The 24233-nt window shown below is 60.7% G+C and carries 23 protein-coding genes; 12 read left to right on the forward strand and 11 right to left on the reverse strand.

The window, feature by feature from the left end; genetic code table 11:
* The first annotated feature begins 95 nt into the window (after positions 1 to 95).
* Positions 96 to 1772: a ShlB/FhaC/HecB family hemolysin secretion/activation protein gene (locus BLS87_RS08525; RefSeq protein ID WP_074752016.1), complete on the forward strand. Its 1677-nt coding sequence runs from the start codon at positions 96 to 98 to the stop codon at positions 1770 to 1772.
* Between the two features lie 364 nt (positions 1773 to 2136).
* On the opposite strand, the gene BLS87_RS08530 is transcribed toward BLS87_RS08525, so the two are convergent.
* Together BLS87_RS08530 and BLS87_RS08535 are read right to left on the reverse strand one after the other, a co-directional pair.
* The gene (locus tag BLS87_RS08530; protein WP_074752019.1) at positions 2137 to 2547 is read right to left on the reverse strand and encodes a response regulator; all 411 of its coding nucleotides are present in this window, start codon (positions 2545 to 2547) and stop codon (positions 2137 to 2139) included.
* A 52-nt stretch (positions 2548 to 2599) separates the two neighbouring features.
* On the reverse strand, positions 2600 to 2830 hold the full coding sequence (locus tag BLS87_RS08535; RefSeq protein WP_074752021.1) for a Flp family type IVb pilin: 231 nt from the start codon (positions 2828 to 2830) through the stop codon (positions 2600 to 2602).
* Positions 2831 to 3142: 312 nt separating this feature from the next.
* Here BLS87_RS08535 and cpaB point away from each other — a divergent pair, with 312 nt between their 5' ends.
* The 8 genes from cpaB to BLS87_RS08575 are packed head-to-tail and all read left to right on the forward strand — an operon-like array spanning position 3143 to position 10713.
* On the forward strand, positions 3143 to 4090 hold the full coding sequence (gene cpaB, locus BLS87_RS08540; protein ID WP_074752023.1) for a Flp pilus assembly protein CpaB: 948 nt from the start codon (positions 3143 to 3145) through the stop codon (positions 4088 to 4090).
* A 42-nt stretch (positions 4091 to 4132) separates the two neighbouring features.
* Positions 4133 to 5428, forward strand: coding sequence for a type II and III secretion system protein family protein (locus tag BLS87_RS08545; protein ID WP_074752025.1), 1296 nt, complete (start codon positions 4133 to 4135; stop codon positions 5426 to 5428).
* Positions 5425 to 6624, forward strand: coding sequence for a CpaE/TadZ family protein (locus tag BLS87_RS08550; protein ID WP_074752027.1), 1200 nt, complete (start codon positions 5425 to 5427; stop codon positions 6622 to 6624). Before BLS87_RS08545 ends, BLS87_RS08550 begins: the two co-directional genes overlap by 4 nt.
* The gene (locus BLS87_RS08555) at positions 6621 to 7883 is read left to right on the forward strand and encodes a TadA family conjugal transfer-associated ATPase (RefSeq protein ID WP_074752029.1); all 1263 of its coding nucleotides are present in this window, start codon (positions 6621 to 6623) and stop codon (positions 7881 to 7883) included. The genes BLS87_RS08550 and BLS87_RS08555 overlap by 4 nt, the downstream gene beginning before the upstream one ends.
* Positions 7884 to 7923: 40 nt before the next feature.
* Complete coding sequence (locus BLS87_RS08560; RefSeq protein WP_143024335.1) at positions 7924 to 8808, forward strand: type II secretion system F family protein; 885 nt, start codon at positions 7924 to 7926, stop codon at positions 8806 to 8808.
* Between the two features lies 1 nt (position 8809).
* Positions 8810 to 9697 carry a type II secretion system F family protein gene (locus BLS87_RS08565; RefSeq protein ID WP_074752031.1) on the forward strand — a complete coding sequence of 296 codons (888 nt, stop codon included), beginning with the start codon at positions 8810 to 8812 and terminating at the stop codon, positions 9695 to 9697.
* Between the two features lie 9 nt (positions 9698 to 9706).
* Complete coding sequence (locus BLS87_RS08570; RefSeq protein ID WP_074752033.1) at positions 9707 to 10435, forward strand: tetratricopeptide repeat protein; 729 nt, start codon at positions 9707 to 9709, stop codon at positions 10433 to 10435.
* The gene (locus tag BLS87_RS08575) at positions 10432 to 10713 is read left to right on the forward strand and encodes a DUF3613 domain-containing protein (RefSeq protein ID WP_074752035.1); all 282 of its coding nucleotides are present in this window, start codon (positions 10432 to 10434) and stop codon (positions 10711 to 10713) included. The genes BLS87_RS08570 and BLS87_RS08575 overlap by 4 nt, the downstream gene beginning before the upstream one ends.
* 348 nt (positions 10714 to 11061) lie before the next feature.
* Here the strand turns inward: BLS87_RS08575 and BLS87_RS08580 are convergent, their stop codons facing one another.
* Positions 11062 to 11829, reverse strand: coding sequence for a response regulator transcription factor (locus BLS87_RS08580; RefSeq protein WP_074752179.1), 768 nt, complete (start codon positions 11827 to 11829; stop codon positions 11062 to 11064).
* 147 nt (positions 11830 to 11976) lie between these two features.
* Positions 11977 to 12447: a prepilin peptidase gene (locus tag BLS87_RS08585; RefSeq protein ID WP_074752037.1), complete on the reverse strand. Its 471-nt coding sequence runs from the start codon at positions 12445 to 12447 to the stop codon at positions 11977 to 11979.
* Between the two features lie 75 nt (positions 12448 to 12522).
* Here BLS87_RS08585 and BLS87_RS08590 point away from each other — a divergent pair, with 75 nt between their 5' ends.
* Both BLS87_RS08590 and BLS87_RS08595 read left to right on the forward strand, forming a co-directional pair.
* Complete coding sequence (locus tag BLS87_RS08590) at positions 12523 to 12972, forward strand: TadE/TadG family type IV pilus assembly protein (protein ID WP_074752180.1); 450 nt, start codon at positions 12523 to 12525, stop codon at positions 12970 to 12972.
* On the forward strand, positions 12962 to 15721 hold the full coding sequence (locus BLS87_RS08595) for a PAS domain-containing sensor histidine kinase (RefSeq protein ID WP_074752039.1): 2760 nt from the start codon (positions 12962 to 12964) through the stop codon (positions 15719 to 15721). The genes BLS87_RS08590 and BLS87_RS08595 overlap by 11 nt, the downstream gene beginning before the upstream one ends.
* A 234-nt stretch (positions 15722 to 15955) precedes the next feature.
* On the opposite strand, the gene BLS87_RS08600 is transcribed toward BLS87_RS08595, so the two are convergent.
* The 7 genes from BLS87_RS08600 to BLS87_RS08630 form a co-directional block, all read right to left on the reverse strand.
* On the reverse strand, positions 15956 to 17713 hold the full coding sequence (locus BLS87_RS08600; protein WP_167362042.1) for a pilus assembly protein TadG-related protein: 1758 nt from the start codon (positions 17711 to 17713) through the stop codon (positions 15956 to 15958).
* A gap of 270 nt (positions 17714 to 17983) precedes the next feature.
* The gene (locus tag BLS87_RS08605; protein ID WP_074752041.1) at positions 17984 to 18550 is read right to left on the reverse strand and encodes a DUF4136 domain-containing protein; all 567 of its coding nucleotides are present in this window, start codon (positions 18548 to 18550) and stop codon (positions 17984 to 17986) included.
* Positions 18551 to 18618: 68 nt separating this feature from the next.
* Positions 18619 to 19242: a DUF4136 domain-containing protein gene (locus BLS87_RS08610; RefSeq protein ID WP_074752043.1), complete on the reverse strand. Its 624-nt coding sequence runs from the start codon at positions 19240 to 19242 to the stop codon at positions 18619 to 18621.
* Positions 19243 to 19262: 20 nt separating this feature from the next.
* Positions 19263 to 20012 carry a methyltransferase domain-containing protein gene (locus BLS87_RS08615; protein ID WP_074752045.1) on the reverse strand — a complete coding sequence of 250 codons (750 nt, stop codon included), beginning with the start codon at positions 20010 to 20012 and terminating at the stop codon, positions 19263 to 19265.
* A complete protein-coding gene (locus BLS87_RS08620) occupies positions 20009 to 20314 on the reverse strand; it encodes a nucleotide pyrophosphohydrolase (RefSeq protein ID WP_074752047.1) in 306 nt (101 codons plus the stop codon). Before BLS87_RS08620 ends, BLS87_RS08615 begins: the two co-directional genes overlap by 4 nt.
* Positions 20315 to 20532: 218 nt before the next feature.
* Entirely contained in the window at positions 20533 to 21390 is an 858-nt protein-coding gene (locus BLS87_RS08625; protein ID WP_074752049.1) for a MaoC family dehydratase, read from the reverse strand.
* A 49-nt stretch (positions 21391 to 21439) separates the two neighbouring features.
* Positions 21440 to 22795, reverse strand: a complete 1356-nt coding sequence (locus BLS87_RS08630) for a 3-oxoacyl-ACP reductase (RefSeq protein WP_074752051.1) — start codon at positions 22793 to 22795, stop codon at positions 21440 to 21442.
* A gap of 104 nt (positions 22796 to 22899) precedes the next feature.
* Between BLS87_RS08630 and BLS87_RS08635 the strand changes: the two genes are divergently transcribed.
* A complete protein-coding gene (locus BLS87_RS08635) occupies positions 22900 to 24177 on the forward strand; it encodes an acetyl-CoA C-acetyltransferase (RefSeq protein ID WP_074752053.1) in 1278 nt (425 codons plus the stop codon).
* The last annotated feature ends 56 nt before the right edge of the window (positions 24178 to 24233 follow it).

Here is a 24233-nt window from a genome sequence, read left to right on the forward strand (position 1 = left end):
AACGCCTACGCTTGTTTCAGACAGGGGAGTCGGATGATCCCCTGTCTTTTTTATGCCTGTGCAACGCCGCTGCGGTTGGCCAATGGAGTGTCCTTATGCGTGCTTGTGTCCCTGTCCTGGTGCTGGGTGTTTCCGTCTCTCCTTTTTTCGCAAACGCTGAACCGCTTCCCAGTTTTTTGAACAGCAATGACCGTGAACGCACCCTGCCGGTGCCCAACCTTCCCGCCGACGCCTATCGTCCCTCCACGCCTGCGTTGCAGGTGCCTGCGCCTCCCGCCGATGCTACGCCATTGATGATGAGCACCAAGGTCGGCGTGCGCAAAATCCGCATCGAGGGCGGTACGGTATACCCGCTTGAAGAGCTCGGCGCGATCTACGAGCCGCTGATCGGTCGTGATGCCACGCTGGCCGATTTGATCGAGGCCACCCGCCGCGTGACCAAGCGCTATCAGGATGACGGCTACTTGTTGTCCTACGCTTTTTTGCCGCCGCAAAGTTTCGATCAGGGTTTGGTGCGAGTGGTGCTCGTCGAAGGCTACGTGCGCGATTACCGGTTGGAGGGCGACATCGGCAATGTGTCGGCTTATCTGGAAAAACTCGTGGACAAGATCAAGCAAGAGCGCCCGCTGACCCGCAAGACGTTCGAGCGCTACACCTCATTGATGAGCCGTGTGCCCGGCGTGACGTTGCAGGCTCAGGTGCCGCCGCCAGGCACCACCGATGGTGCGACGACGCTCATCGCACAGGCGTCGCGCAAACCGTTCACCAGCACCTTGAGCACCACTGACGACAACCGCGACGGCCTGCAGGCGCTGCTCGGCCTGAACAGCAATGCGCAGACCTCCATGGCCGAGCAACTGACCGTCAGCGGGCTATTCCCGCCGGGTGACGACAAGGAGCACTACTACCGGCTCGATTACAGTCAGTACCTCAATACCGAAGGCACGCAACTGACCCTGTCGGCCTCGCATTATCGCAGCGAGCCCGGCACCAACGTCGCGCTGGATAACGGCTTGGAGCTCAAGCAACGACGCGACAATGACCGTTTTTCCATCGGCTTCACCCATCCGTTGATCGCGGCGCAAAGTGAGTGGCTCAGTGTCGGTTCGCGCCTGTACGCCGTGAACGACAAGACCCGCTACGACGTGATTGGCTTTCCGCTGAGTGTTGAGAGCAAAACCGATATTCGGGCGCTGGCGATCGAAGGGGACTGGCGCAAGTCTACGGATCGTCAGTTGCGCATCCTCAGTGCCGGTGTGTATCGGGGGATCGATGGCATGGGGGCCAAAACGGACGACAACACCTATGACCTCGACTTCTTTCGCGCGCGGTTGTCCGGCGTGCAGAGCGACACGTTTTTCGAGCACTGGCAGGGCGTGTTGTCGGCGGCGCTCTACTGGAGTGACGACACCTTGCCGGACAGCGAACGGGCACAGTTCGGCGGCCAGAATTTCGGTCGTGGTTACCCGACCGACCAAGCGTCGGGCGACAAAGGATGGGGTGTGGCGTACGAGGTCAACTACAGCTTCAAGCGCGACGGCAACTGGGTCAAAGTGCTGCAGCCGTACGTGGTGTTCGACGCCGCGAGGACCTGGTTCAACGAGTTGCCGATTAAAACGTCGAGGTTGTCTTCGGCGGCGACAGGTTTGCGCTTCGGTGATGGGCGTTATTACAACATCGCGCTGGAGGCCGCCAAGCCCCTGTCCGATATCGGCCTGGACAGCTTTAACCGCAACCCGAGATTCACCTTGAGTTTCAGTTATCAGCTTTGAAGGGTGCGCATTCGTCCGAACACGGCCCGCACCACGCCTGCTCCTGCCCTTTCAATGCCCGGCGCAAATCGTCAGACCAACGAAATACTCTGTAGGAGACGTCGGAGGTTACGACGGCAGCGAACGCGGTGGATCATTCAACATTGATGTCGCTGATCCAGCGCATTCGCCCCAACACGGCCCGCACCACGCCGGCTCCTGCCATTTCAATGCCCGGCGCAAATCGTCAGACCGACGAAATTCGTTGTAGGAGACGTCGGAGGTTACGACGGCAGCGAACGCGGTGGATCATTCAACATTGATGTCGCTGATCCAGCGCGCTGGCCAGCAAGCCGGCTCACACAGGGAATTGAGTGCTTCGGAGTCAGTTTCCGACCTGATACACCTTGGGCTCTGGAAACAGGTTGTTGAGGGTTTCCAGCAGGCGGACGTGATAGATGGGCTTGCGGAAAAGGTCCAGCACCTGCAGGCGTAGCAAATCGCTGACATCCTCCATGTCGGCGTGGCCCGATGTGACGATCACCGGCAGGTGCTGGCGTGACGTGTGCTCGCGAAGGCGCTTGATCAGCGAGATGCCGCTTTCTTCAGGCATGCGCAGATCAGTGATCACTAACGCGATGTCAGGGTGCTCGGTCAGCAGCTTCAAGGCCGTCCTCACGGACGGCGCGGTGAAGCAGCAGAAGCCCTCGCCTTCGAGCAGTTCGGCGAGTTCTTCGTTAGCGTCCTCCTCGTCGTCAACGAGTAGAAGTTGTTGGCGTGGCGGCGAAGCGGCCATAGATACCTTCCCTGATTATGGTCATGTTGTTCGCGGCCTATTCGCTGCCGACTCAAGCACCACCGCTAGTACCACCACCAGTCCCACCAGATGTTGTTGTGGAAGGCGTCAAGGCCGTCGTAATTTTACCGAAGGCAGTTGTAACTGCAGTCCCAACACCAGGCGAAAGCCCCACGACGACTAGCGCGACCATCGCAACAATTATCACGTATTCAATTGCCGATGCACCGTCTTCCTGTTTAAGAAACTTCTTTATGCACCTACCGATTTTCACCAGGAACATCTGACTTCTCCTCAGCGCTTCGCGGCGCTACTGCACGCATACAGCGTTATCAATCCTTCGTGAACACAGCATTGACCCCAATTCCCGAACCTACAATCACAAGAAAGCATTAGTCAGAAAGTATTAGCTTCCCGCTGCTGGGTGGCCTTAGCCCCTCGAACGGATGCCGTGATGTGAAATTTCCCGCAAGTGATGGCGTTTTGGATGACCTCGACTACCTTCAAATGGCGAAGGGATGAATGTTCACAGCCAACTGAATCAGAGGTTGTCTCGTAACGTTTCGAAGGTGTAATCGGGCAAGGGAGGGCCGTCATGAGCAGTCGCGTCACAATGGGGCTCGCTGTGTTGTTTTTGCTGGGGGCGCTGTTTGCCGGGTACTGGGGATTGGTGCTGAGTCGCCAGCCTGCGCCGGTTGCTCAAGCACCCGTTGTGCAAACCGACACAATCGCAGCACCGCCTCCCGGCGTTGAAAAACCGGTGGAAGATCCAACCCGTCAGCCGGTGCTGGTGCTCGCCAAAGACATTCCCGCCTATGAACCCATCAAGGCTGACGACCTGATCGTCGAGCGTTTGAAAGTCGCGCCTGCCGGAAGCTTCAGCTCGCCTGAAGAGGCCATCGGCCGGATGTCCTGGCGTCCATTGGCGGCCGGCACCTGGCTGACCGACAGCAGCTTCGAAGCAGGCGGCAGCCTGGCGCGGATGATTCGCCCTGGCGAGCGGGCACTGGCCTTGTCCATCGACGAGATCATCGGCGCAGGCGGGCAGTTGAGCCCCGGTGACTACGTCGATGTGCTCCTTTATTTACCATCTGATCAAACCAATCCCGATCGCAGTGCGCAGACCGTGGTCCCGGCGTTGCGGGTGCTCAGTGTCGGGGCGCTCATGGGGCCGGTCAATCAGGGGCAGCAAGAGCAGGGCATCAGCCGCGACGAGCGAGCCCAACAACAGAAACTCAAGGCAAACGCGCGCAGCGTGGTCGTGGCGGTTCCGGAAAAACTGCTCAGCCGCTTGATGCTGGCCTCTCAGGCCGGACCGCTCAGGCTCGCCGTGCGCAGTGCCGAAGAAAAGAACCTGGAACGTTACTGGGCCGGCGACAGCGACATCGCCCTTGAGCAGGACACGGTAAGTCGCAATGTCACCCACTTCAATCAACTGAGCATGGGCGCTGCACGCAGCGTCCAGGTTGGCAGCGGAGAGCCTCGCAAGCCGAGGTCAATCGAGGTCATCCGTGGCAATCAGACGGCGCAGCAAACCCCCTGATCGAGCAAGGACAGCACATTCATGAGCAAGTGTTTTAGGCCGATGTTGAACCGTGTCGTATTGGCTTTTTCAGCAGGGTGTCTGTATCAGGGAGCTGTGGTCGCAGCACCGGCAGGTTGTGCCGGGTTATCCGCCATGCCGGCGGCGATGGAGATCGGCCAAGGCGTGCAGCAGGACATTCGCTCGCCGGTCGCGATCACGCGGCTTGCCGTGGGAGACCCGAAGATCGCTGACGTGCATGTCAATGACGGTGACAGCAGCGGGTATCTGTTGACCGGCGTCGGGCCTGGCACCACCAGCCTGATGGTCTGGACCGCATGCTCTTCCTCGCCTCGGCAAAGCATGGTGTTTGTGCGGGGCACGGCAAAGACAGCGATGACCGACACGCTGATTCCACCCTCTGAAGACCCGCTGTTGCCGAGTCAGGTGCAGACCGACATTCGTTTCGTCGAAGTCAGCCGTACCAAGTTGAAAGAGGCCAGCACGTCGATCTTTGGCAAAGGCTCGAACAACTTTTTGTTCGGAGCCCCCGGTACTGTTGGCGGAATTGGAGTGACGCCAGGAACGGTACCAGGCGTTCCAAGGCCTATTGGTACACCAGATAGCGTCGCGGGCCCGTCCGGCGCGATTATCAAAGGTCGCCCTCTGATCCCATTGAACAACAACAGTTTCAATATCGTCTGGGGCGGCGGAAGCAGCAAGGTACTGGGCATGCTCAACGCCATGGAGAATAGCGGTTTTGCCTACACCCTGGCGCGTCCAAGCCTGGTGGCGCTGAGCGGGCAGAGTGCGAGCTTTCTGGCCGGTGGCGAATTTCCGGTGCCCGTGCCCAACGGTGAAGGCAACGGCATTTCCATCGAGTACAAGGAATACGGCGTGCGCCTGACCCTGACGCCTACGGTGGTAGGCCGCAATCGCATCACCTTGAAAGTTGCCCCCGAGGTCAGTGAGCTGGACTTCACGGCCGGCGTGACCATCGCCGGTACCACCGTGCCCGCGCTGAACGTGCGCCGCACCGATACCAGCGTCTCGCTTGCCGATGGTGAGAGCTTCGTGATCAGCGGCCTGATCAACACCAGCAACATTGCCTCGGTGGACAAGTTTCCCGGTCTGGGCGACATCCCGATTCTCGGCGCGCTGTTTCGCAGCTCTCAGATCAATCGCGACGAGCGTGAGCTGTTGATGATCGTCACCCCGCACCTGGTCCAGCCGCTGGCGGCCAATGCGCCGTTGCCGTCGCTGCCGGGTGAAGGGCTGCGTAACTACGATCCTAGCTTCCTGAAAATGTACTTCCTCGAGAACGGCAGTTTCGACCGCCGTAGCGGGTTATCGCAATGAGCCAAGGACCCAACCTCAGCCAGACCTTTCTGGCCATCACGCGCAACACCACCGACCTCGAATGGCTGCAAGGCGCGCTGGCGCCCTTGGGCCAAGTGGTGAGCGCAGGAACCGGTAGCCTCGACGAACTGCTCGCCCTGGTGGACGTGACCTTCGCCAGCGTGGTGTTCGTGGGGCTGGATCGCGAGCATTTGATGAACCAGAGCGCGTTGATCGAAGGTGCGCTGGAGGCCAAACCGATGCTGGCCATCGTTGCCTTGGGCGACGGCATGGACAACCAGTTGGTGCTCAACGCGATGCGGGCCGGTGCGCGGGATTTCGTCGCCTATGGCTCACGCTCCAGTGAAGTGGCCGGGCTGGTGCGGCGCCTCAGCAAACGCCTGCCGGCCGTAGCGCCGAACCCTAATATGGGTGGCCTGACCGTGATTTACGGCGCCCAGTGCGACGGTGACGGTGCCCTGGTGTCGGCGCACCTGGCGCTCGTCGCGCAGCAGAAAGGGCAGCGCACCTTGCTGCTGGACCTCGGCATGCCGCGCGGCGACAGCCTGGCGATGCTGAGCCTTCAATCGTCGTTCAATTTCGGTGATGCCCTGCGGCACTTGCGCAGGCTCGATTCGACGCTGATCGACAGCGCGTTCACCGTTCACGCCAGTCAATTGCGCATCCTGGCTTCCGCTGACGACGATATGTCGCTCGAGCACACCAGCGCAGCCGAGTTGTACATGTTGCTCAGTGCCCTGCGTCAGCATTTTCAGCACGTGGTGGTGAACCTGGTGGGGCAACCGGACAGTGAATCGCTGCGTACCTTTGTGGCGCATTGTGATCAGTTGCTCTGGTACGTCGACCAGAACGTCATCGAGTGCCGGCGCAACCTGGCGATCCTCAACCTATGGCGCGATAAGGGCCTGAAGCTCCAGCAAGCCGGCTTATTGGTGGACAAATACCTGCGACAGGTCACCCCCAATGCCGAGACGCTGGAAAAGACCTTCGGCCTGCCCGCGCTGGGCGTGCTGCCGCTGAGTCCGGAGTTACGGCTGAACGCCAAAAATCAAGGCCTGTCGTTGTTTGAACTGTCGCCGCGGGAATCCCTGACCAGTGGTTTACGCGGTTTGGGAGAACGCCTGGCGAGTCAATCCGACGCACCGGGAAAGTCCCGCGACGGTTGGCTCGGCCGACTGTTGAGGACGAATAAATGAAAGGCGAAAAGCTCTTCGGCGTTTCAGCCCGTCCTGCGGAAAGCGGCGGGGACGGGCAAGGCCTGAAACTGGTCTTGCACCGCTACATCATCGACGCCATCGAGGAGAGTGGACGCAACCTGCTGGAGGGCACACGCCCTGCGCTGGCGCAGTTCGTGACCGACAAGGTCGCCGAGTATGTGGCTCGGTTGCGTCTGGCGATTTCCCGGTACGAGATGGAGCGTCTGGCCGAAGAACTGGTCGACGAACTGACCGGGTTCGGGCCCCTTGAAGTACTGCTGCGCGACAACTCGGTCACGGAAATCCTGGTAAACGGCCCGAACAAAGTGTTCATCGAGCGCGAAGGTGTGTTGCATCACTCGGACCTGCGCTTCATCGACGCCCATCATGTGGAGCGAGTGATTCAGCGGATCCTTGCGCCACTGGGGCGGCGTCTGGACGAGTCTTCGCCAATGGTGGATGCGCGGCTGCCTGATGGCAGCCGGGTCAACGCGATCATCCCGCCGATTGCCCTGGACGGCCCTTGCCTGTCGATCCGGAAGTTTCGCAAGGACATGCTCAAAAGCTCGGATCTGGTCGCGATGCAGACCATCGATCAGTCGATTTATGACTTCCTGGAAAACGCGGTGAGCAAACGCTGCAACATCCTGATCAGCGGCGGCACCGGCACCGGAAAGACCACCATGCTCAACGTTCTGAGCCAGATGATTCATACCCAACAGCGGTTGGTCACCATCGAAGACGTCGCTGAACTGCAGCTCGGGCACCCGCACGTGGTGCGGCTGGAAACCCGACCGCCCAATGCCGAAGGCCACGGCGAAGTCCGTGCCAGCGACCTGATTCGCAACGCCCTGCGGATGCGGCCCGATCGCATCATCCTGGGTGAAATCCGGGGTGTCGAAGTGCTCGATGTCATGACCGCCATGAACACCGGGCACGACGGCTCCATGAGCACCGTCCACGCCAACAACGCGCAAGACGCGTTACTGCGCCTTGAAACGCTGGTGGGCCTGACCGGCCGGCAAATTGCCGAGAAAACGCTGCGGCAAATGATCTGCGCCGCGCTGGACGTGATCATCCAGCTGACGCGCATGCCTGACGGTCGGCGTTGTGTCAGCGAGGTGGTGGAAGTGGTAGGCACGCGCGATGACGTGTACGTCACCAACACGCTGTTCCGTCTGGATCGTCGCACCGGTTTCGGCTTTCTGCGCGAGGCGATCAATCCGGCTGGCGACAAACTGCGCCAGCTCGATTACTAGGCCACGGAGCGGGTTAACCCATGAAAAAGGGAGATTCAAGGTGAAGGGAGCCATCGTCCTCGGACTGATTTTCATGCTGTTGATGGCGGCCTCGCTGTACCTTTTCTATCGCGGGCTGAACAAGGGTGCCAATGAACGCATCATGGCGCGGCTGGCGGTTGACCAACCTGTGGCTGCGACCACCAAGCCTGGAGCGGATCGCATTGAGCGGGCGTTCTTGCGGGCAGGTCTTGGAAAACCAACCGAGCGGTTGCCGTTGGCGATGACGGTCTGGGGACTGTCGATGCTCGTGGGATACCTGGTGTACGACGGGTTCGGGCTGGCGCTTGGGATTCTGCTTCCGGTGATCTTGCTGCGGTTCTACGTGAGCTTTCGCTACCAGCGGCGCGTGAGTCGCATGATCGAGCAATTGCCACAACTGCTTGACCACACCGTGCGCAGCTTGAAGTCCGGGCGGACCCTGGGCGACGCGGTGCTGAACAGCATTGATGCAGCGGTCTATCCGTTGAACGAAGCCATGTCTCGGATCAAACGCAACGTGCAGCTGGGTGTGACGTTGCCAGATGCAGTACAGGATTTTGCCGAGCTGTATGAGCGCGACGAGTTCCGGTTGTTTGCACTGGGACTGAGGGTCAACCACCGCTATGGCGGCAACGCCAGCGAACTGCTGGAGAACCTGATCCGTGTGATCCGGGAGCGGGAGCAGGGCGCTCGTCAATTACGCGCGCTGACCGGCGAAACGCGAATGACCGCTGTGGTCCTGGCCCTGCTGCCATTGGGCATGGTTGCGTATTTTCTGATTGTGAACCCGGCCTACCTGCTGCACATGTGGGCTGACGACTCCGGGCAAAAAATGCTGATGGTCGCGTTCGCCATGCAGACGTTGGGCTGTTTGGTGTTGTGGCGCATGTTGAGGAGTATTTGAGATGGCCTTGATGCTCAGCGCCCTTCTGTTCGCAGCGGCTGGATTCTTTTTGATGCTGTCCTTGGCGCGTCAGCGTCGTAACGCGCGTCAGATCATGTCTCGCCTGCATGGCGAAGTCGCGCGTGACAGTCGGGTCGGCAGCCTTCTGCGCCTGTTGGGTGACAGCCGGTTCGGCCAGCGCTCCGTCAGCCTGGACAGTGAGACGCAGATCCTCCTCAACCGGATAGGCTGGCGCCGCGCGAGTCAGCGCTCCTTGTTCGCCGCCTGTCAGGTCGGTGTGCCCATCGTCGCAGTGTGCGTGGTGATGCTGATTCAAACGCTGTTTTTCAGCGACGTGGAATACCCGGTCATGGCGCCCCTGTTTGCGGTCGGTCTTGGCTACCTCGCACCCAAACGAGTACTCGCGGCCGCGGCTGCCCGTCGACAAAAGCGGACGGTCGCCGAGATCGGTACTTTCATCCCGCTGCTGCGAATCCTGTTCGAGTCCGGCATGGCCGTGGAGCAGGCACTGCGCGTGCTGAGTTCCGAGGGCAGCAAACTCTTGCCGGTTCTCTCTTCGGAGCTGCGCGTGATGCTGGTGCGGATCGATTCGGGGCTTGAACTGGGTGACGAACTGACCAAGGTCGCGTCGGTGCTGGCGGTCGATGAGTTCAGTGACACCTGCGTCATTCTCAATCAATTGATTCATCAGGGCGGCGGGGCGATGAAGTCGCTGCTCGCGCTCAAGCAACTGATCGATGACCGTCGCCTGACACGCCTGCAGGAATACATCTCCAAGCTGTCGGCAAAAATGTCGGTCGTGATGATGGTGTTTTTGTTTCCGGCATTACTGATCGTGTTGGCCGGGCCGGGTTTTATCGCCATTGGCAAGGCATTGGGTTCGCATTAGGGAGATCGCATGAAAGCAGTTATCGCCGTATTGGGACTGGTCCTGCTCAGCGGGTGCGCCACGGATGGCAGCGCGCCCTGGCTGGCTCAGGCCACGAGCAGCCGTTGCGCCAAGCCAACCTCGGATCAGGAGCTGGCGTTGAACATGGCCCAGGACATGGCCGACGAAGGCCGCCTGCACGCCAGCCTGGCGAACCTGGAAAGCCTGCCGCCGACGCTGCCCGAAGTTCGGCTGCGCAAGGCGCGTGTGTTGCGCCTGCTGGGCAGCAACCAGGCGGAGCCGCTGTACAAGAGTTTGCTCGGCACCTGTCGGGCAGCCGAAGGCGAGCATGGGCTGGGTCAGTTGTCGGCGGCGCGCGGGGATAACGGCCAAGCGTTGATGCACTTGCAGGCCGCCGTGAAGCTGTCGCCCACCGACGAGAAAATCCGCAATGACCTCGGCGTGGTGTACCTCAATCAGCTGAAGCTCGACCAGGCTCGGTTCCAGTTTCTGACCGCGATCGAACTCAAGCAGTCCGACACGCTGGCCGCGCTGAACATGGTGACGTTGTTGATCTATCAGGATGACTGGACCCAGGCAGCGGAGCTGGTGTCGCGGACCGGGCTTACTCCGGGTCAGGTCAACGATGCGCAAGCCCGCGCCGAAAAACTCAAGAACGCGTCGGGCGGTTCGCCGCTCAAGACCAACAAAGTCGCCGCCGTCGGTGATCCGGCCGTCATTGCAGGGAGACAACCATGACCATCCGTTTTTTGATCGGGTTCTGTGTGGTGTTCGTCACGGGGAGCGCGGCGGCCATCGAACCGGGGCCTTCCTCACCAAGCCAGAAGCAGACCGAAGCCTGGTTGCAACTGCAAGCCAGCGGCAAGGCAGCGTCGCCCGTACCGCAACCCTCAAGCCCCATCGAGCGCGATCTGAGCATGCAACGCTGGCTCAACAGCTATCAGCACCCCATCCCGGACTTTTACGAGCAGAAGATGGGCGGCAGTGTGTCGGGGGGCGGTTCGGGGAGTAATTGAAGCGCACGCCGCACGGCTGGGTGCTTGTCGTCGGCCACGGATATCCGGAACGCCGGGAACCCTGTAGGAGACGTCCGAGGTTACGAGGGCAGCGAATGCGGTGTGTCATTCAGCATCAATGCGGCTGACCCACCGCATTCGCCAGCAAGCCGGCTCCTACAGTATCGGCGTCATGCTCAAGTCTTTGGAACGCCGCGAACCCTGTAGGAGACGTCCGAGGTTACGAGGGCAGCGAACGCGGTGTGTCATTCACCGTTGATGCTGCTGACCCACCGCATTCGCCAGCAAGCTAGACCCCACCCCCTTCGGCCAAAATCTGAAGCCCATGAGGCGATGGGCATCACGGCCTCAATGCGCCGTCACACGCCCCCGTGCCGTGGCATTGTTCGGTGAAAGGGCCAGCGCCAGTTGGGTGCGATTGTGCATATGGGTCAGGCGCAGGACCTGAGACACATACAGCTTCACGGTGTTTTCCGTGATGCCCAGTTCGCAGGCGATCTGATAGTTGGTCTGGCCTTTGCTCACCAGCTTGGCAACCTCCAGCTGGCGCGGGGACAGTTGTTCGAAGATGGCGGGCATCTCGAAGTCGACGTCACTGTCGCCCATGCCTGGCTGAGAGAGTTGCCGTGACTTGTCCAGGTCTTGGCAGAGGTCGTCGATGGACGCCGCCAGAAACTGCAGTTTGTCGTTGAGATGGCCCAGGTGCTGAACGTTTTTAACCCGTTCCTCGAGTGCCGCTTCCTGGCGTTGCACGCCTTCGAGCATCTCGTTGAGGTCCACGGGTTTCTGATAGTAATCGGCGATTCCGGCACGCAATGCCTTGATCACGTCCTGTTTCTCGGCGCGACCGGTGAGCATGATGGATTCGAAGATGCGTTTCTTCCCGGCCACCACCCTCATGGCTTCGACCAGTTCGATGCCGTTCATACCGGGCATGTCCAGATCAGACAGCACGATGGCAATGGCGCTGTCATCGCGGAATCTTTCCAGTGCCTCACGGCTCGAATAACAGGGCACGCAGCGGTAGCCGCTGCCTTCCAGAAATTCAGTGATCTCATCGACGATAAGGGGCTGATCGTCGACCACCAACACCTTTACGGCTGAATACTTGTTCACTCGCGACTCCCTGCGACTGCTTTTGAACGGGCCCGGCGCCATAGAGGTCCCTCACGGCATGCCACTGTAGGACGATCACTGTCCGGGCGTAGGACTAAACCTAGTCGCACTTTCTGACTATGTACATAGAGTGAGATGGCAATTCGACTAGCGGATCAGGAGCGCCGTCGCCACGAAACCGATGAGCAGAAACGGCACGAAAGGCTGTTTGTTTGACGCTTGCGGTGCGAGGTGAAGGTAGCGGTTTCTAACCCGTTGACTCACATGGCGCCAGCATTTTTGACGCAGCATCAGCCAAGCTGCGGCGGCCACTCCGGCCCCGATGAACGTCCCCAGCAGGTACACGTAATCGCTGCCCAGCGCCAATGCAACCAGAAGTTTCACATCACCCGCGCCGAGCCTGTTCAAGGCATAACCCGGCAGCGTCATGACCAGGGTCAGCAGTAACGCCCACCACGCATCCGGTGCCGGGGCGCCGAGCCAACTGTTGCCGTTAATCAGCAGATACGTCAGGAAAAACAGCGTGCCGCCGAACGTCAATGCGTTGGAAACCTTTCTGCCTCGGGCGTCCTGATCGGCACAGACGGCAAACCACAGCAGCAGGAAAAGTAAATTCATGGGCTAAAAAACGTCCTGTTTTTTGGAAAGAATCTATGCTCCATGCAAGGTAGCACTGTCAGGGCAGACGTCGGCATGCGAAGGATTCCCCGCAATTTTTCCCCCCATAAACAAAAAGGCGCCGCGGCCATCGAGTTTGCCTTGGTGTTCGTCGTTTTTTTCGCCGTTTTCTATGGTCTGGTGACCTACAGCCTGCCGCTTTTGATGATGCAATCCTTCAACAATGCGGCCGCCGAAGCGGTTCGCCAGAGCGTAGCCATCAGCCCGAGCGCCGCCAACTACCAGACGCAGGTGCTCAATCAGGCCAAAGCCGCGCTGTCCACTCAACTGAGCTGGATACCGTCGTTCAACGTTGCCTCGGACACCACGGTGTCCTTCGACGGCAAGTTGCTGCAGGTGCTCATTAACTACCCGAAAACCAAGCTGACCCAAATTTTGCCGGTCCTGACGCTGCCCGGGATTGGCGACGTGCCGAATCTGCCGACCTACCTTTCTGCTGAAGCGAGCCTGCAACTTGCCCCTTAAAAACGAAATCCTCAATCGCTGGCTCGGTCGCGCCGATGCGCCTCCGGAGCGTGAAACCGTTGTGATCGAGCCCACTCAGGCCAGTGCCGACTGGCACATGCAGCTGGACGAAGAGGGTCGCGTCACCAGCATTAGCAAATCGTTGCGCGGGGCATTGGCGCTGGCGGCTGCCGGGATGCCGGCGCAACGACTGCTCGCGTACCTGATGCCCAGCAGCGCACTGGTGGTCGAAGGTGTGCCCCGAGAGTGGCTGGGGCATATGCTTGATCTTGATTTCAAACGGCCCAACGGCAACGTACTGCACACCCGTGGATGGGTGCAGGCACAGGGCAGCAGCTGGTTGTTGCAGTTGCTTGACATCGGCGACCTCATGGAAGAGGCCAACGTCGCACAGAGCCGTCAACAGTGCCTGCGGCTTGCCGGGCATATGGCGGAGAAGGTTCGGGGTTGCCATGTTGAGCGCTTGCAATCGGTGACGGCGGATCAACTTGAAGAGCTCGCCCAGAGTTATCGGGTACCTTGCCTGGCCTTGGTGCTTCCCGAGCCTGGCGGTGTGGGATGGCGCGTTTATGCGCATTACAACGCGCACACGGCGCCGCAGCTGTGGCAGGACAGCCAGCGACTGGGCACTGACCTGGATTCGCTGAGCGGCACGGTTACCCATCAGATCGACTTTGGCGTGCCTACCCCTCTGGTTCACCTGCAAAGCGCGTTTGGCAACGCCCAAGGGTTTCTGTTGCCGCATCACAAGGAAGGCTCGGTCAAGGCATGGCTGTTGTTCGGGTTCTATGACGCGGCGCAGCAGGTGCCTGATCTGGGTGAGCGCGAGTGGATGAACCTGTGTTCGGCGCTCGCGGGGCCGATCCTGTATCGGCACGCCGATCAGGCCCATCGGCATCAACTGGAGCGGCTGGCTGTGCTGCAGGACCTGCTGGGCACCGGTTGGTGGGAATTGCTCCCCGACAGCGAAGAGGTGCAGTTGGCGCCGCAACTGGCGCGGACCCTCGGCTTGCCGGAGACGAGCGATGTATTACCGCTCGAAGAGTGGCTGCAACTGATTCACCCCGCCGACCGCCACGAGCTGGAGAGCCGGCTGAGCCTGCTGCGCGACCAGGGCGCACCGATGTTGTCGTGCGTCAGGCTGCGGCAGGACGACCCCGGCGAGGCGTCTGTCTGGTTGCGTATTCAAGGGCAAGTGCTGGTCAGCGGGCAGGCACGGCGGGTGCTGGGTTTCATGCTCGACGTGAGCGATATAAAGAATCAGGAAACACAGGCAGCCGCGGCGCATGCCCGGCTCGATAACCTGATCGCCAGTTCGCCGGCCGTGATCTACGTGCTGGAGTACGATCGAGGCGCCCTGGAGCCAACGTTCTTCAGCGCCAGCCTCGCGCCACTTTTGGGCTGGACCCTGGCCGAGTGCAGCGACGGCCAGCTCACCCAGTACATTCATCCCGAGGACCGCGATATCTGGTTTCAGCGCACCCGTCAGTTGCTGCGCGAAGGCGTGGTCAGTTGCCGTTACCGATTGCGGGACAAGAAGGGCGAATACCACTGGCTGCTGGACGAAGCCCGGCTTCTGCGCGACGACCTCGGGATGCCGGTGGAAGCGGTCGGGCTCTGGCTGGATGTCACCGAGGCGACCCAAGCCACCGAACGCGTGCGCGAAAGCGAAGAGCGTTACCGGATTCTGGTCGAAGACTCACCCGCGATGATTTGCCGCTACACACCGGATCTGAGGCTGAACTTCGGTAACCGGCCCTTGGCGGATTATCTGGAGTGCACGCCTGCCGAACTGCCCGGCATCGATCTGGGCGAATGGTTCTCGGCGGAACAGAAAGAGGCGTTCTTACGGCGCATCGATGAACTGACACCGGAGTCGCCGACGACCACCGCGGAGATTTGCCTGGAACTGCCGGGGCGTGAACATGCCTGGTGGATCTGGGCGGATCGCGGGGTGTTCGATGACGCCGGCAAATTGATCGAGATTCAGGCCGTCGGGCGTGACAATACGGAAATTCGTCGTACGCGAATGCAGCTCAACCAGAGCGCGAAAATGGCGACCCTTGGTGAGATGGCGACGGGGCTGGCGCATGAAATCAACCAGCCCCTCAACGTCATGCGCATGGCGGTGGTGAACGTGCTCAAGCGCCTGAGCAACGGTGATGTGGAAGTCGACTACCTGACAGACAAGCTCAACCGTATCGACACTCAGGTGCAGCGCGCCGCGAGGGTGGTCAACCACATGCGCGTGTTCGGCAGGCGTTCGGAAATCGAGCAGCAACTGTTCGACCCGATCGACGCCGTGGACGGCACCCTCAACATGCTGAGCGAAGGCATGAAGGGCAAGGGCGTGGAGCTGAAAATTGACGAGCCCGGGGCGCGCGTTCAGGTGCGCGGTCATGTGGATCAGCTTGAACAGGTGCTGATCAACCTGATGGTCAACGCGCGCGATGCGTTGCTCTCCAAGCGTGAAAAGAATCACGATTTCGAACCCTGGATCGCCCTGCATGTGGAGCAGGATGAGCAGACGATCTGGCTCGTTGTCGGGGACAACGGCGGCGGTATTGATCCGCGTTTGCTGGAGCGTATCTTCGAACCGTTCTTCACCACCAAACCGGTGGGGGTCGGCACAGGGCTCGGTTTGTCGGTGAGCTACGGCATCGTCGAGCAGATGGGCGGGCGCTTGAGTGTCAGCAACTCAAGCGAAGGCGCGTGCTTCCGGATTGCATTGCCGATTGTGCGGGAATAGGGCTTAACACTCGCTTTTGATTCTCGCCGGAGCCCGCAGGAGCGCGCTTGCCCGCGATGGCTTCGGATCTGCCTTGTGCTTGCTGACGCTCTGCGGCGTGTACGGCATTGGCGGCCTGACGCAGACTGTGTAGGAGCAGTCGGAGGTTACGACGGCCGCGAATGCGCAGTGTCATTCACCGCTGATCTCGCTGCCCCACTGTCATCGTGAGCAATCGGGCCTACCGATTCGATCTCAGATCACCAACACCGCCTGAGCGGGATGACAGCTCAGGTTGGCGCCGACGTTGACGTTGGCGACGCTGATGCCCAGAAGATCCAGGACTTGATTCAGCAACGGGTCGAGTAGGGGCGACAGCAGGTTTGTAATCTGAGTGGTAATGCCACTGATCACCCCGCCCAGCAAAGCACCGATGGTGGAAAGCAGTGGACCGGTCAATGACACGACAATGTTGCTGTTCTGCAAGTTGCCAATAAGGTTTCGGCTGGAATAAGACAACACCGGGTTAGGGATGGCGCCGATTTCATTCGGCACGTTGTAGACGCCGCTCTGCGTTGACTGGCCGACAGGGGTGTCGATGCTTAACGTGATGCCGCTGTGGAAGCCGAGCAGCGTCAGATCAAGCAAGGGAAGGGGCGTAACACCCAGTCCGGTCACGTTTGACGACCACGCCGCACTATTGATTTTCCCTGCCTTGACGATAGCCGCAGATGTGGTTGTCAGCGCTGTGAGAGATTTCGTTGCATCACTGGCGCAGCTGTAGCCCGTGACCTGCGTTTGTGCGGCGGCAACTTCGATGCTCACGTCCAGCGACGATGCCACGCCCACCGAAATGAGAGGGTTGAACCCGAACAGCGATTTAAGCGCATTGCTGATCGGGCCTAGGTCCACACTGATCATTGTTCGGATCTGGGCTGTGCGCACGGCAATGCTTTGAGGGATCTTGCTAGGATCACCAATGGCCGATAACTGCGGCGGCTCAATGACTTTCACCTTGGCTGTCACGCTGGCCACACCGAGATTAAGGTTCAGATTCGCAGCAAGCCCATTGTTGCTGTTGGCCGCCTGAACCAGTCCTTGGGCCAGATTGAAAAGATTGAGGTTGGTATTTAGCGCGGCGGCAGGTGCCCCTGTTTGCAGACTGATCAGGTCCTGCAGTTTTACCGTCGCATTGCCCGCCACGACATTCAGTCCGCTGATGGCTGCCTGCACTGCCGAGCTCGCTTGTGGCAGCATCTTCGCGCTGGTGGTCAAAAGCTGGGAAATCTTGATGTCACTGCTCAACAAGCTTGTGTAATCGCCAGCCTTTGCGTTGATGTCGATCGCCAGTTGATCAAGGTACTTCAGCAGATTGACGTTGGCGTCGGCCAGGCCCTGGTAACCAACGGCACTGATGTTCAACGTACCCCCCAGCAACTGGCCCCAGAGCGCGTTCAACAGTGCTCCGCGTGAGCTATCGATGGTTGCCAGCGTCGTCTGAATCGTCAACTGCGCCAACGGCGGCAACGGTGGCGTCGCCACGGCCACGGCGGTCAGTTGAATATCCGGCGGCGTCGGGTTGGTATCGAACATGGCCCCAATGCCCGCCGCGATGCTGCGCGCGACGGTGTGGCTGACGATGACCTGAATGGCGTCGGCTTTCGTGGCGTCCACTACAAAGCTGCGGCGGCTGTCGGCGCCGGTGGAGAGGACGCCGCAGCGTGTGGTCAGGGTGCGGGTGTTGTCCGTGACGGTGAAGCCGTTGCGCGTGGCGCTTTGGGTCGCGTAGCTGTTCGCCGTGCTGGCGCCCGCACAGTTGCCGTTGAGGCTCGCCGCTTCCAGCGCTGCCATGTCGGCGATGCGCTGCAGGGAACGTTTTTCCATGTAGAGCCGACCGCTGTCGACCACCACCAGGGTGCAAAGCAAGGCCAGGGCCATCGTCAGGGCTGCCAACAATCCTATGGCACCTCGCTGCCGATCCCGGCGGGCGCAGGGGGACATCAGGGGAGACATCAGCACTCCTTCGGCAACGCCGTCGCTACTCACCCGAGATGCAGGGGAGTGTAGTTGGCGCTTCGCGAATGTGCTGAGTGAATGATGGCGTTTGGGCAGCGATGACGGCGCAAAGGCTGAATCGCGTGCGGGCTCCCGTGGGAGCGAATTCATTCGCGAGACGTCGGTACATTCGACACCTCTGTATCGCCTGGAAGATCGTTCGCGAATAAATTCGCTCCCACAGGGGACAGGGTGGACCAGCACGCCAAGGTGGCGGTCACGCATCGATCAATGAGGCGGATACTGCTGCAGAATCTTTTGCACGGTCTGACGCAGCGCCAGCTCGCGCGCTGCCGGGTTGGCGTTGTTATCGCTCACGACCTGCTCGGTGCTGCCCCGCCACACCAGCTTGCCGTCCATACCGTCGAGCATGTCGATCTGCAGGGTTGAGACTTTGTAATCCACATTGCGCGTCTCGGTGCCGATCGGGCCGCCCCAGTAACCGCCCCATGGGTTGCCCCAATAGCCGCCACCACCGTAGTTGGTGGTGACCATCTGTTGGCGGTTTTCAACGATCAGCCAGGCTTGCACCTGCAGGTCAGCTTTTGCCCCCGGTGCGGCCATGCGCAGACCTCGTTGATCGAGTTGCTCGCTCACCGACTGGCGAATGCGTTGTTCGGTCAAGTCACTCTTGATGCGTGGGTCGTTCGGTTGATATTGCAGGCCGGGTTCTTTCCAGGCCCAGGTTCGATACCCGCCGAAATCGCGCTGTGCGTCGAAGTCACGACTGACCCGATCGGTCTGGCAGGCGGCGAGCATCAAGGCAACACACACGACAGCGATACAGCGAAACATGTTGGTTCTCCAGCGCATGCACTTAACGTTTGCGTAGCGGGTTACGAATAGCGGGCTACGAATCAGGATCAGGAAGGTGGATAGGCGGTCAATGCGTGCTGCACGGCCTGGCGCAACGCCTTGGCGCGATCCGACTGATCGCCCCCACTGCCGGTTTCCGCACTGGCGCTCCACACCGGCTGGCCGCTGCGAGCATCGAACATGCTGATCCGCACCACCACCACTTGCTCTTGATAGGTCCGGACAATCGGCACACTGGCATAGCCGCCGTAACCATTGCGATAGCCGTTGTAATACCCCACACCGGCGCCGCCGTAATACGGGTCGTAATAATCGTCCCGGACTTGCCGGACACGGGTTTCCGTCCGGGTGTCGGCGGTGACGCGCAGATCGGCGGCCTGGGGGTTCTGCGAAGGGCGAAGACCGCGCTGATCCAGTCCGTTGCTCACAGCTTCCGCCACTTGTGCGGAGTCAGCCCATTGAGTGCCAGGCGGCAACTGGCCGTTGAGCCAGGTCCAGTTGCGGTAGCGACCGAAGTCACGCGGCGCGGCAGGATAGGCACTCATGTCGATCGCATTGGCCGCCTGTGGCGGCGCAGGCGGGATCGCGGCGGACACGGCGTTGTAGGGGTTGGGGCTCTGACACGCGGCGAGTCCCAGGCAGAGTGAAAGCAAAGCAAGGCGGCGTTTCATGATGGTCTCCGCAGATAGCCTCAAACAGGTCGGCACATCCAGTGCAGATAACGTCCCAGTCCGGCAAAACTTGGGTGACGTCGATGCGCGAGCTCCATTTCCAGTAAATCTGCGAGCTCGGCTTTCGCCTGAAACTCCACCGGCATGTAATCGTGGAAAACACGAACGCCACTCTGGGTTTCGACCCGCCACTGACCTTCAAGTTGCGCCGCTAATTCGCGGGGATCAAGAGGTTGTTGCGGGGTCAGGCTCTGTTTTTCACCGGCCAGGGTATTTCGGCGCATTTTCTTGAAATGGCCTTTGAGCAGATTGCGGTAGATGAGTGCGTCGCGGTTGTAAAACGCCAGCGACAACCAGCCATCGGCTTTGGTCAATTGATGCAGCGCAGGCAGGATCGTGTGCGGCTCGGCCAGCCACTCCAGCACGGCATGGCAGAGCACCAGATCGTAGGGCTCGGTCAGCTGGCCGGGCAGGTCCTGCCACGGCGCCTGAATGAACGTGCCTGACTGGCCCGCTTCGGCGAAGCGCTGGCGAGCGCCCTCAAGCATTGGCTCGGCAGGTTCGGCCAGCGTGACGTCATGGCCACGCTCTGCCAGCCACAGCGCCATGTGACCCAGGCCCGCGCCGATGTCCAGCACGCGTAAGGGGCGATCCGGCAGGCTTTCTTTCAGGTCCGCCTGCAACACCGCCAGACGAATCGCGCCTTTTGCGCCGCCGTAGATCTTCTCGGCGAAGCGCGTCGCTAGCTGGTCGAAATGCCGGTCGCTCATTTGCTGAACCGCCGTTCGCTGTCCGCCAGCTTGGCGCGCACCACTTCGTTCATGTCCAGGCCCAGTTCGCTGCACATCAGCAGTAAGTACAGCACGATATCGCCCACTTCCTGGCCCGCATGCGCCAGCTCTTCAGCCGGCAACTGACGCGACTGGTCTTCGGTTTTCCACTGGAAGATTTCCACCAACTCGGCCATTTCCACACTGGCTGCCATCGCCAGGTTCTTGGGGCTGTGAAATTGGCGCCAGTCGTTGGTGTCGCGGATGCGATGCAGGCGTTGGGTGAGTTCGTCGAGGTTCATGTGCGGGTCTCCTGAAGGTGCGTAGCTTCAGGGGGATGGGCGATTGAAGCAAGTGGAGCTGATGTGAAACTGTAGGAGCGTGGCTTGTCCCGCGATCGACGGGGAACCCGTCGCGAAATCTGCAAACGCGGCTTGTCTGACGCTGCCAAGGCGTATGGACTTGCGACGGGTTCCCCGCCGATCGCGGGACAAGCCACGCTCCTACATAGATAACCCTCTCACTCCGACGCGGGCTGCCAGCTCCCGACCATGTGCACGATCCCTTCCTTGCCCTCGACCTTCAACTGCCCGTGCGAACCTGCCGCGCTGGCGGATAACGTCAATTCGCTCGGTAAGCGCACCGGCTTTTGAAACTCCACGCGAATGTCCACGTTCGACGCGGGTAGGTGGTCTTCCAGTGCAGCCAGCGTTCGGCTTTTTATCCACAGGCCGTGGGCGATAGCCGTGGGGAAACCAAACAGTTTGGCGCTGGCATCGCTCAAGTGAATGGGGTTGTAATCGCCGCTGACCTTGGCGTACTGCCGACCGATGTCGGACGGCGCGTACCAGGTCGCCAGTTCGGTCATCGGCAACGGCGCCGGCTCATAGGCGCCTTCCACTTCGCCTTCAATCTGCACACCGCGACAGAGCATGGTGCTGTGTTCTTCCCACAGCAGCCCCAAGGCGTCCTCGATCTGGGTAATCAGGCTGAACGTCGCACCTTTGGCGTGAGGCTTCAGGTCGGCGACGCGCACGCTCACCTGGGCCTTGATCACGCTGCCCAGCGGGCGACGAATGCTGATGCGGTTTTGCAGGTGCACCAGTCCCAACAACGGGAAGGGGAAATCCTTGTCCGTCAGCAGCTTCATTTGCAGTGGAAACGCGAGCACATGGGGATAAGTCGGCGGTAACAGGCTGCTGGGGACAAAACCGCAGACTTTGGAGAACGCATTGACCTTCTCGGGATCGACCGACACCCAGCAGCGCAAGCCCTGATCGGGCAGTTGCGTACCACTGACCTTGCGCCGCAGAGCGGCCTGCATGAACAAACCGGGCAGCGCGGGTGGAGCATCCAGATAACGCCAATGTGCACTCATTGAAATTCTCCCGTGTTCATTCTCTTGAGCCCCGCCCAGTAAACAGGGCTCAGGCACCCATGACGCTTTGTCCACAGACCCGCAGCACCTGGCCGCTGACCGAGCCTGTGCCCGGCTGGCTCAACCATGCCACTGCCTCGGCGACATCCTGAGGCAGGCCGCCCTGGCCCAGCGAGCTCATGCGACGGCCCGCTTCACGCAGGGCAAACGGCATATGCGCGGTCATGCTCGTTTCGATGAACCCCGGCGCGACGGCGTTAATGCTGATGCCACGTTCTTTCAGCGACGGCGCCAATGCGCGTGCCAGGCCGATCAGGCCAGCTTTGCTGGTGGTGTAGTTGGTTTGCCCGCGATTGCCTGCCAGGCCGCTGATCGATGCCATCAGGATCACGCTGCCGTTGTCATGCAGCGCGCCCGCATCGATCAACGCTTGAGTCAGGACTTGCGGAGCATTGAGGTTGACGTTCAGCACCGAGTCCCAAAAATCCGCCGTCATGTTGGCCAGGGTTTTATCCCGCGTGATGCCCGCGTTGTGGACCACGATGTCGAGCCCGCCTGGAATACGTTCGATCAACTGTGTCGCGGCATCGGGCGCGCAGATATCCAGCACCACAGCCTGACCACCCAAGCGTGCGGCCAGTGCCTCGAGGTCGGCCTTGGCCTGCGGCACATCCAGCAACACAATATCGGCGCCGTCCCGTGCAAGGGTTTCGGCGATGGCGGCGCCGATCCCTCGGGCAGCACCGGTCACCAGCGCCTTGCGTCCGGCCAGCGGACGACTCCAGTCCTGCACCTGGGCTTCGCACGCGCTCAGACGAATCACTTGCCCGGAAATGAACGCACTTTTCGGCGAAAGGAAGAATCGTAGCGCGCCTTCGAGTTGCTCCTCGGCACATTCCTCGACCTGCAACAGCTGAACCGTGCCGCCGTTGCGCATTTCCTTGGCCAGCGAGCGGCTGAAGCCCTCGATGGCTTGCTGCGTGCTGGCGGCCAGCGGATCGCTCAGTGAATCCGGGACGCGCCCCAGTATGACGACGTGCGCGCTAGGGGCCAGATGGCGCAGCACGGGCTGAAAGAACTCCCGCAGCTGACCCAGTTGGTGGGCGTGCAACAGCGGACTGGCATCGAACACCACGGCCTTGATCTTCGAGCCTTGTTCACCGGTCCAGGGGTGGGCGCCACTGACATCGCTGCCGAAACTGAACAACAAATCCGTCATGCGCGGTGCAAACCTGCTGACGCGCTCGGCAAGGGGGCCGCTACTCAACAACAGCGCGCCTTCAACCGGGCGCAAACGACCCGCTTGCCAGCGCTCCAGGCGAGCGGGCGCAGGCAGACCTACCGCCCCGACCAGTCGGCGGCCGATGTCCGAGTTGGCGAAGTCAATGTAGCGATCAGATGCCATGGAACACTCTCCTTGAGTCGGGGTTCAAAGCAGTGGACCACACTCGCCTGCAGAAAGTCCTACGCTCTTCAGTTGAGCAACCCACACGAGAAAGGGAGATTTCAATGAGTCAGATACGCCGCGTGGCCATCATCGGAGGGAATCGGATCCCGTTTGCCCGCTCCAACGGGGCGTACGCCACCGCCAGCAATCAGGACATGCTGACCGCAGCGCTCGAGGGCCTGATCGAGCGCTTCAACTTGCATGGCCTGCGCATGGGGGAAGTCGCGGCCGGGGCGGTACTCAAGCATTCCCGGGACTTCAACCTGACCCGCGAATGCGTGCTGGGCTCGCGGTTGTCCCCTCAAACGCCCGCGTATGACATCCAGCAAGCCTGCGGCACCGGACTTGAAGCGGCCTTGCTGGTCGCCAACAAAATTGCGCTGGGGCAAATCGAATGCGGCATCGCCGGAGGCGTGGATACCACCTCTGATGCGCCAATCGGGGTCAACGAAGACCTGCGGCAGATCCTGCTGCAGGTCAATCGCAGCAAAACCACAGCCGACAAGCTCAAGGCGCTGACACAGTTGCGCCCGCATAACCTCAAGCCGGAATTGCCGCGCAATGGCGAGCCGCGCACGGGGTTGTCGATGGGGCAGCATTGCGAGCTGATGGCGCAGACCTGGCAGATTCCCCGTGAGGCGCAGGATCAACTGGCGCTTGAGAGTCATCAGAAGATGGCCGCCGCGTATGCCGAAGGCTGGCAGAGCGATCTGATCACTCCGTTTCTGGGGCTGACCCGCGACAACAACCTGCGGGTCGACGCGAGCCTGGAAAAGCTCGCATCGCTCAAGCCTGCGTACGAGCGCAGCGCCAAGGGCACGTTGACGGCTGGCAACTCCACGCCGCTGACCGATGGCGCCTCACTGGTCCTGTTGGCGAGTGAAGACTGGGCGCGCGAGCGTGGCCTGCCGGTCCTGGCCTACTGGCGCGACGGCGAGGCAGCGGCAGTGGACTTCGTGCGCGGTGAAGAAGGTTTGCTGATGGCGCCGGTGTATGCGGTGCCGAGGCTTCTGGCTCGTAATGGGCTGACCTTGCAGGACTTCGATTATTACGAAATCCATGAAGCCTTCGCGGCACAGGTGCTGTGCACCTTGAAGGCGTGGGAGGATGCGGATTACTGCAAGACCCGGCTGGGCCTCGACACGCCACTGGGTTCGATCGATCGCAGCAAACTCAACGTCAAAGGCAGTTCGCTTGCGGCAGGGCATCCATTTGCAGCCACCGGCGGACGCATCGTCGCCAACCTTGCGAAGCTGCTGAGTGTGGCCGGGCAGGGACGCGGCCTGATCTCGATTTGTGCGGCAGGCGGGCAGGGCGTCACGGCCATTATCGAGCGGTGATGATGTCGGGCGGTTTTCGCGGCTGCAGGGATTGAGGCAGGCGCGACTGGCAGTAC

This window comes from Pseudomonas abietaniphila (genome assembly GCF_900100795.1).
GTDB classification, from domain to species: Bacteria; Pseudomonadota; Gammaproteobacteria; order Pseudomonadales; family Pseudomonadaceae; genus Aquipseudomonas; species Aquipseudomonas abietaniphila.

Excerpts from the sequence above, each read along its gene's own strand:
- BLS87_RS08525 (WP_074752016.1), top strand. The coding sequence starts at position 96 with ATGCGTGCTTGTGTCCCTGTCCTGGTGCTGGGTGTTTCCGTCTCTCCT.
- BLS87_RS08585 (WP_074752037.1), bottom strand. The coding sequence starts at position 12,447 with ATGAATTTACTTTTCCTGCTGCTGTGGTTTGCCGTCTGTGCCGATCAG.
- BLS87_RS08570 (WP_074752033.1), top strand. The coding sequence starts at position 9,707 with ATGAAAGCAGTTATCGCCGTATTGGGACTGGTCCTGCTCAGCGGGTGC.
- BLS87_RS08620 (WP_074752047.1), bottom strand. The coding sequence starts at position 20,314 with ATGAACCTCGACGAACTCACCCAACGCCTGCATCGCATCCGCGACACC.
- BLS87_RS08615 (WP_074752045.1), bottom strand. The coding sequence starts at position 20,012 with ATGAGCGACCGGCATTTCGACCAGCTAGCGACGCGCTTCGCCGAGAAG.
- BLS87_RS08610 (WP_074752043.1), bottom strand. The coding sequence starts at position 19,242 with ATGAAACGCCGCCTTGCTTTGCTTTCACTCTGCCTGGGACTCGCCGCG.
- BLS87_RS08535 (WP_074752021.1), bottom strand. The coding sequence starts at position 2,830 with ATGTTCCTGGTGAAAATCGGTAGGTGCATAAAGAAGTTTCTTAAACAG.
- BLS87_RS08625 (WP_074752049.1), bottom strand. The coding sequence starts at position 21,390 with ATGAGTGCACATTGGCGTTATCTGGATGCTCCACCCGCGCTGCCCGGT.
- BLS87_RS08530 (WP_074752019.1), bottom strand. The coding sequence starts at position 2,547 with ATGGCCGCTTCGCCGCCACGCCAACAACTTCTACTCGTTGACGACGAG.
- BLS87_RS08545 (WP_074752025.1), top strand. The coding sequence starts at position 4,133 with ATGTTGAACCGTGTCGTATTGGCTTTTTCAGCAGGGTGTCTGTATCAG.
- BLS87_RS08550 (WP_074752027.1), top strand. The coding sequence starts at position 5,425 with ATGAGCCAAGGACCCAACCTCAGCCAGACCTTTCTGGCCATCACGCGC.
- BLS87_RS08635 (WP_074752053.1), top strand. The coding sequence starts at position 22,900 with ATGAGTCAGATACGCCGCGTGGCCATCATCGGAGGGAATCGGATCCCG.
- BLS87_RS08590 (WP_074752180.1), top strand. The coding sequence starts at position 12,523 with ATGCGAAGGATTCCCCGCAATTTTTCCCCCCATAAACAAAAAGGCGCC.
- BLS87_RS08565 (WP_074752031.1), top strand. The coding sequence starts at position 8,810 with ATGGCCTTGATGCTCAGCGCCCTTCTGTTCGCAGCGGCTGGATTCTTT.
- BLS87_RS08630 (WP_074752051.1), bottom strand. The coding sequence starts at position 22,795 with ATGGCATCTGATCGCTACATTGACTTCGCCAACTCGGACATCGGCCGC.
- BLS87_RS08605 (WP_074752041.1), bottom strand. The coding sequence starts at position 18,550 with ATGTTTCGCTGTATCGCTGTCGTGTGTGTTGCCTTGATGCTCGCCGCC.
- cpaB (WP_074752023.1), top strand. The coding sequence starts at position 3,143 with ATGAGCAGTCGCGTCACAATGGGGCTCGCTGTGTTGTTTTTGCTGGGG.
- BLS87_RS08600 (WP_167362042.1), bottom strand. The coding sequence starts at position 17,713 with ATGTCTCCCCTGATGTCCCCCTGCGCCCGCCGGGATCGGCAGCGAGGT.
- BLS87_RS08555 (WP_074752029.1), top strand. The coding sequence starts at position 6,621 with ATGAAAGGCGAAAAGCTCTTCGGCGTTTCAGCCCGTCCTGCGGAAAGC.
- BLS87_RS08575 (WP_074752035.1), top strand. The coding sequence starts at position 10,432 with ATGACCATCCGTTTTTTGATCGGGTTCTGTGTGGTGTTCGTCACGGGG.